Genomic DNA, 270 nt, shown 5'->3' on the forward strand with positions numbered 1-270 from the left:
GGTCAATGCGTCATGTGTAGAATCATGTTCAAGCGCTTTCCGGCGCATAATATTATAGTGCATATCGTTGAGGATCCACCCCATCGACAAGAGGCCGATTGTTGCCATCATGGCCATGATGACAGCCATTCCCAAAGTAGCGGGTGTTCCTAGCACCATCCATATCGATTTGATCATTTCAAAAACCGCAAAGCCAATCAGCATCCGTCTGATATTGACCAGCGCATAAGGTTTTCGGTGATTTTTCCAGCCATGAAACAAACTGCCGAT

The 270-nt window shown here is 46.3% G+C and carries 1 protein-coding gene; it reads right to left on the minus strand.

Features of this window, described 5'->3' with window-relative positions; translation table 11 throughout:
• A partial coding sequence (locus R0J87_RS20660; protein WP_498888592.1) for a hypothetical protein occupies positions 1-270 on the minus strand: 270 nt, incomplete at both ends.

Origin of the sequence: Halomonas sp. SIMBA_159, from assembly GCF_046536035.1 — a bacterium.
Classification (GTDB): Bacteria; Pseudomonadota; Gammaproteobacteria; order Pseudomonadales; family Halomonadaceae; genus Vreelandella; species Vreelandella venusta_A.